This is a genomic window from Microcoleus sp. B4-C1 (assembly GCF_036705285.1).
Lineage (GTDB): Bacteria > Cyanobacteriota > Cyanobacteriia > Cyanobacteriales > Microcoleaceae > Microcoleus.
Genome location: NZ_JAUBUC010000065.1, coordinates 1 through 5,658, shown reverse-complemented (window position 1 = coordinate 5,658; position 5,658 = coordinate 1). Strand labels below are relative to the sequence as shown.

The following is a 5,658-nucleotide window of genomic DNA, read 5'->3' as shown; positions in this document are numbered from 1 at the left end:
AGATGCCTGTTCCACAATTGACTCAAAACTGCTGCAAATTGCGGCGGCGGTGGAAAGGGGCGCTTCTCATCCCATCGCGGCAGCGATTTTGCTGGAAGCTCAACAGCAAGGTTTGCCGCTGCTAGCTGCTGAGGATTTCTGCACGGAACCGGGCTTGGGGGTTTCGGCTTTGGTGGAGGGCCGGCGGGTGTTCGCGGGGAATGCCGAGTGGATGAAGGAGCAGGGGGTCGCTGTGGCGACGGAATTGTCGGGGTCTTTGGAAGGCAAAACGGCGGTTTACGTGGCTTCTGGGGGCGTTTTGCTGGGGGTAATCGGCCTAAAAGATACTCTGAGGCCGGATGCTAAGGCGACGGTGGAACGTTTGCGGGGCATGGGATTGCGGGTGATGATGCTGACGGGGGATACGCCGTCTGCGGCGGCGGTGACGGCGCAGCAGCTAGGTTTGGCGGCGGCTGATGTTTTGGCCGGGGTGCGGCCGGAGGGGAAGGCTCGCGCGATCGCGACTTTGCAAGCCCAAGGCTGTAAAGTGGCTGTGGTGGGGGATGGTATCAATGACGCCCCTGCTTTGGCTCAAGCTGATGTCGGTATTGGTTTGCACTGCGGCACTGATGTAGCAGTGGAAACTGCTCAAATTGTGCTGATGCGAAATGCTTTGATGGATGTTGTTGAGTCGATCGAGCTGGGGCGCGCTACTTTTAATAAGATTCGCCAAAATTTATTTTGGGCTTTTGGTTACAATACTCTGGGAATTCCGGTAGCCGCAGGTATCTTGCTGCCTGCAACCGGAATTCTACTCAGTCCTGCGGCGGCTGGAGCATTTATGGCGTTTAGTTCTGTTAGCGTGGTGACAAATTCTTTGTTTTTGCGCCGGGGATTTCGAGCTTAAGTTTAGGGATTGCATATAAAAGTCGGAGGCCATCGGTCATTAGCTAGAAACTAATGACTAATGGCCTCATACCAAGACGGATACAAGCCCCCCACACCAGGAGTCGAGACCAAAGAAGTTTCGACGTTAGTTCGAGGCCCCAGATTTATCTGTGGAGTCACTCTAAAATCTAAAATGTAAACTCGACTGACTGATGGCTAGAGTGCCATACTTTCCAAAAGTCGCCAGTTATTGTTGTTCATAATTGAACGACTCACTAGCTCGAACATTTGACGGCAGTGGTTGTTGGTTTGCAGGGGCAGTTCTTCGTTTTTAATCACGAAGTTCATGCGAACCTCTGAGTCGCTGGCCGTGTTTTTCTCAATTAGGACTTCTGCGGTGACAAGTTTGGCAATGGAAACTTGACCGGGAAGCTCGCGAGCCATGACGGAATCTCCTGTATTGTAGATAATATCAAGATTGCATGACTCTAAAATTTCAATCAGGGATTGACGGAGACGGTCGATCGGAACGGCAACGATAAAAAAACCAGTATAGCGAGCCATAGACAACTCCAGCCGTGAGGCATTTAGACTTTATTATCATACCGAACCTAGAACAGATGCACAGAACAATATGGATTTATTTTATTCAGGTGGAAAGTTAGGGCAATGAAAGGCAAACTTATCGTGTTTGAGGGGGTTGAAGGTGCGGGTAAAACTACGCAAATGCAGCGCTTGATACAGTTCCTGCAAGTAAGTTGCTTTCTGAGAGTCCGCTTGGTGGCTACTCGCGAACCGGGGGGTACTGAGCTGGGAAGGGGACTGCGACATTTGCTGCTGAAACAAGATGGGGGCGAATCTGTATCCGATCGAGCAGAATTACTCATGTACGCTGCCGATCGCGCTCAACACGTCGAAACTTTTCTCAAACCCGAGTTATCGAAAGGAACGATTGTTTTATGCGATCGCTTTACTGACTCTACGATCGCTTATCAGGGCTACGGCCGCGGTCTTAATTTAAATTTAATTAAGCAGTTGAATGACATTGCCACCGGCGGCTTGGAAAGCGATCTGACTTTGTGGCTGGATATTGATGTGGAGGAGGGTTTGGCGAGGGTAAGGGCTCGCGGAGGGTGCGATCGGATCGAGCAAGCGGATTTGAAGTTTCACCGCCTTGTGCAGCAAGGTTTTTCGGAGTTAGCCGAGGCAAATAAATCTCGAATTGTTCGCATAAATGCCGATCGGCCTGAATATGAAGTCGCTCAGGAAATTCAAGCTATTGTAACTCGCCGGTTAGAAGCTTGGGGATATTTAAATAATAGCTGGTAAAAGTATAGTCATTTATAGACATGGGAGGCGTTAAGCCCCTCCCCTTTCACTTTTACTTTGAGCGGATTGACCCGCCTCGGCTGAACTACGCAGCTCCCTATCCCATCGCTGAACGCATTTGGGATTGCTTTTCTGAGAATATTAAAAGATCCGTTGACATCGGAATTAATTAGTTGACCAGTCGATGTTTTGTACAAGCCTCGTTTGACCCGTTTCCCAGTAAAGACAGGTTCTTTTTCTGTTTTCCCGTAAACAGGAATTGGGTCTAATCCCAAAAAGTTTGCCCGTGACGTGAAAGATTCTTCCTGCACGATTACCTGAATTCCAACCAAGAAAGCTTTGTATTCCAACATCTCAATTAATCGAGCGTGAGGAATACTGACAAAATTTTGGTTAGTCTGCTTTCCTAGGTTAATTTCAGTTTTCCACTGTGCGTTTTTGCCAATTACTAGCGTCCCAATTTGTTGTGCGACCAAAATATCGACAATCCTACGACTGGTATGATGCAAATAATTATCTACTTTTTGGTGGCGACAGCGGGTTAAGCGTTGAATACGTAACGAGGTTTTGCGACTCCCTTTTAATTGGGATTGTAATTGTGCTTTACGCTTGTTATAGAACTGGTTGATCGATTTTAATTGTCGCCCGTTAATCAACAGTGGAATAAATCCTGGTTGATTTGAAGTTAGCGCCACTAAATTATCCAGTCCCAAATCAATACTAGCTACAAAGCTGTCGTTACTAGCGGTGGACTCCGGTTCATCATAAATCACCTCAATTAGATAAGAATCACACTTGGGAACCAACCTAACTTGACAAATCCGATCGGGATTTACTTTCGTTTTGACTGAAAGTTCAGTACCAGAAAGTTTAATGACTCCTTTCTTCAACTCTTTGCTGCTAATTGCTTGAATGGTGTAGACGAGAAGGTTTCGCCCTTTGGTTTTGTCTTTATACTTTGGCAATTTCGGGCGACCAGTAAATTTTGAAGAATCAGCTTTGTAAGTTTTAGCTGCTTCAAAAAACGATTTCCAATTCTTGTCTAACACCATCAAGATTTGCTGGCTTACTTTAGCAGGCAAAGCCTTGTATGCTTCATGAGACTTCATCAAACGGTTCATTTCGTTGTAATTGACATAGCCCCATCCATAAATAAAGCTCTGACGAATGACGTAATTGGCGGCATTGTAGAGGTTTTTGGATTTAAAGGCTAGTTCGTCAATTTCAGTAAAACGGTGTTCCGTCGATTTAATGATGTGCCTCTCTGTTAGCTGCATTTGAGACTTTCGTTCTTTGATGTGTGCGTATTCCTTGTCAACTCATAGCGATATGATACCATTATTGTTTATAATTGCTTATAAACTCAATGAAGATTTACAATACCAATTCTGAAAAATAGCGCTAGATAATCTGTAGAGACACGGCAATGCCCTGTCCGGCTCCGGCAACTTACAATTTAACATTCTTAACTCAAAACAATTATTGAGCAGTCCGTTAAAACACAATAACCTTTTGGTATTATAGCAACCACCCCGACGCTTAAGATGTTATTAATTGCTGAAGCCCTAGATTTTATTCCTTCATCCTTCATCCTGATATCCGTTACATCTGATATCTTGCACCATTCTCAATTACTTGTTTAGGAACAGGCAAGATGCCTGTTCCACAAGAAAATTCACTCTTTGTGGAACAGGCATCTTGCCTGTTCCTGAGAATGGTGCAAGATGTGAGTTACATCCGTTACATAATCCGTTGCCGAACTTCCTTCTTCCTGAGCAAACATGAATTATTTTACATCATTAATCGGACAAGAGCGAGCAGTAGAATTGCTAACTCAAGCAGTCGAGCGAAACCGAATTGCTCCTGGTTATTTATTTGTCGGCTCTAACGGCATCGGCAAAAGTTTAGCCGCTCAGTGTTTCATCGAGCTTTTATTCTCAGCCAATATTCCCGAAACCAGACTAATAGCCTCCGTGCAAAATCGCGTGAGACAGCGAAATCATCCAGACTTACTTTGGGTAGAACCAACTTACATGAACCAAGGCAAACGGCTTACACCAAAGGAAGCAGAGGAAGCCGGTTTAAAGCGGAAAGCACCACCACAAATTCGCTTAGAACAAGTTCGAGAAATCAGTAATTTTCTCAGCAGACCGCCGCTAGAAGCAGCACGTTCAGTCGTAGTGTTGGAACAAGCAGAAACAATGGCTGAGGGAGCAGCTAACGGCTTATTGAAGACATTGGAAGAACCGGGAAAAGCAGCCCTAATTTTAATTGCTCCGACAGTGGAACTTTTGCTGCCAACTTTAATTTCTCGTTGTCAAAAAATTTCGTTTTCTAGGCTGAATCCCGAAGCAATGGCACAAGTTTTGCAGCAAGCGGGATTCGCGGAGATTTTGAATCATTCCGAGGTACTGGGGATGGCTCAGGGCAGTCCTGGGGAGGCGATTTCTATTTGGCAGCAACTGCAATCAATACCCGATGATTTGCTGCAAAAGGTGAAGCAGTTGCCTCAAAATCTGCGGTCTGCTTTGGAATTGGCAAAGGAAATTGATAAAACTTTAGATACTGAATCTCAGTTGTGGTTAATCGATTATTTACAACACTGTTATTGGCAGCAATTTTTGGCAGGGGGAATTAGTCGATCGCCCCTAGAGCCCTTGGAGAAAGCACGACAATATTTGTTAAACTACGTACAGCCGCGATTAGTTTGGGAATGCACACTTATGGGGATATGTCAAGCATAATTTATTGCCAAGTTTGAACCCAATACGATGAGTAACACGATGGAAAAAGCCACATTTGCCGCCGGTTGTTTTTGGGGAGTTGAACACAAGTTTCGCGCCGTTGCGGGTGTCGTCTCGACTGCTGCGGGCTACACAGGAGGCCACTGGCCGAATCCTTGCTACCTGGATGTTTGCGCCAGAGTCACTGGTCACGCTGAATCTGTGCTGATAGAGTACGATCGATCGCAGGTGAGTTACGAAACACTGCTAGATGTATTCTGGAACTGTCACGATCCTACCCAAATCAATCGCCAAGGCCCCGACAGAGGCGAACAGTACAGGTCTGTGATCTTTTATCATAATTCCGAACAAGAAAAAGCCGCGCGCGCCTCCAAACAAAAATTGCAAATTTCCGGTAAATACGACAAAGATATTGCCACCGAAATCAAACCTGCTGCTGAATTTTATATGGCAGAGGATTACCACCAGCAATATATTGAGAAGAAGCGGCATTCGTCAAAAGTTATTAGTTAAGAAGTAGGCAGACTCGACAAACAATAAAAAATATTAGGGGCGGGTAAGGCAATGATCTATACTAGCCACCAGTTTATTATTAATGCAAAACTCTGCCTCCCCTACGCCATGTTTATTTCCATTTACTTAGGAATGAGAATTAAATAACTTCCACTCTTGAAAGTGGGATGGGCGTCCCGCCCGTCATGAGTGGACGGGCGGGACG

Annotated in this window: 6 protein-coding genes; 4 read left to right on the top strand and 2 right to left on the bottom strand. The window is 45.6% G+C overall.

Going from position 1 to position 5,658, the window contains the following annotated elements:
* Positions 1-886, top strand: an 886-nt coding sequence (locus QUB26_RS22740) for an HAD-IC family P-type ATPase (protein ID WP_333319837.1), incomplete at its 5' end; no start/stop codon positions are given.
* 197 nt (positions 887-1,083) lie between these two features.
* Here QUB26_RS22740 and QUB26_RS22735 read toward each other — a convergent pair.
* On the bottom strand, positions 1,084-1,431 hold the full coding sequence (locus QUB26_RS22735) for a hypothetical protein (protein WP_190659999.1): 348 nt from the start codon (positions 1,429-1,431) through the stop codon (positions 1,084-1,086).
* Positions 1,432-1,536: 105 nt separating this feature from the next.
* Between QUB26_RS22735 and tmk the strand changes: the two genes are divergently transcribed.
* Positions 1,537-2,196, top strand: a complete 660-nt coding sequence (gene tmk, locus QUB26_RS22730; protein WP_333242388.1) for a dTMP kinase — start codon at positions 1,537-1,539, stop codon at positions 2,194-2,196.
* Between the two features lie 8 nt (positions 2,197-2,204).
* Here the strand turns inward: tmk and QUB26_RS22725 are convergent, their stop codons facing one another.
* The gene (locus QUB26_RS22725; protein WP_333319835.1) at positions 2,205-3,473 is read right to left on the bottom strand and encodes a transposase; all 1,269 of its coding nucleotides are present in this window, start codon (positions 3,471-3,473) and stop codon (positions 2,205-2,207) included.
* A 504-nt stretch (positions 3,474-3,977) separates the two neighbouring features.
* Here QUB26_RS22725 and QUB26_RS22720 point away from each other — a divergent pair.
* Positions 3,978-4,940, top strand: coding sequence for a DNA polymerase III subunit delta' (locus QUB26_RS22720; RefSeq protein ID WP_333233085.1), 963 nt, complete (start codon positions 3,978-3,980; stop codon positions 4,938-4,940).
* Positions 4,941-4,967: 27 nt separating this feature from the next.
* A complete protein-coding gene (gene msrA, locus QUB26_RS22715) occupies positions 4,968-5,453 on the top strand; it encodes a peptide-methionine (S)-S-oxide reductase MsrA (RefSeq protein ID WP_445299633.1) in 486 nt (161 codons plus the stop codon).
* Positions 5,454-5,658 lie beyond the last annotated feature (205 nt).

Coding starts and splice junctions, on each gene's coding strand:
- QUB26_RS22735 (WP_190659999.1), bottom strand. CDS start 1,431: ATGGCTCGCTATACTGGTTTTTTTATCGTTGCCGTTCCGATCGACCGT.
- QUB26_RS22720 (WP_333233085.1), top strand. CDS start 3,978: ATGAATTATTTTACATCATTAATCGGACAAGAGCGAGCAGTAGAATTG.
- tmk (WP_333242388.1), top strand. CDS start 1,537: ATGAAAGGCAAACTTATCGTGTTTGAGGGGGTTGAAGGTGCGGGTAAA.
- QUB26_RS22725 (WP_333319835.1), bottom strand. CDS start 3,473: ATGCAGCTAACAGAGAGGCACATCATTAAATCGACGGAACACCGTTTT.
- msrA (WP_445299633.1), top strand. CDS start 4,968: ATGAGTAACACGATGGAAAAAGCCACATTTGCCGCCGGTTGTTTTTGG.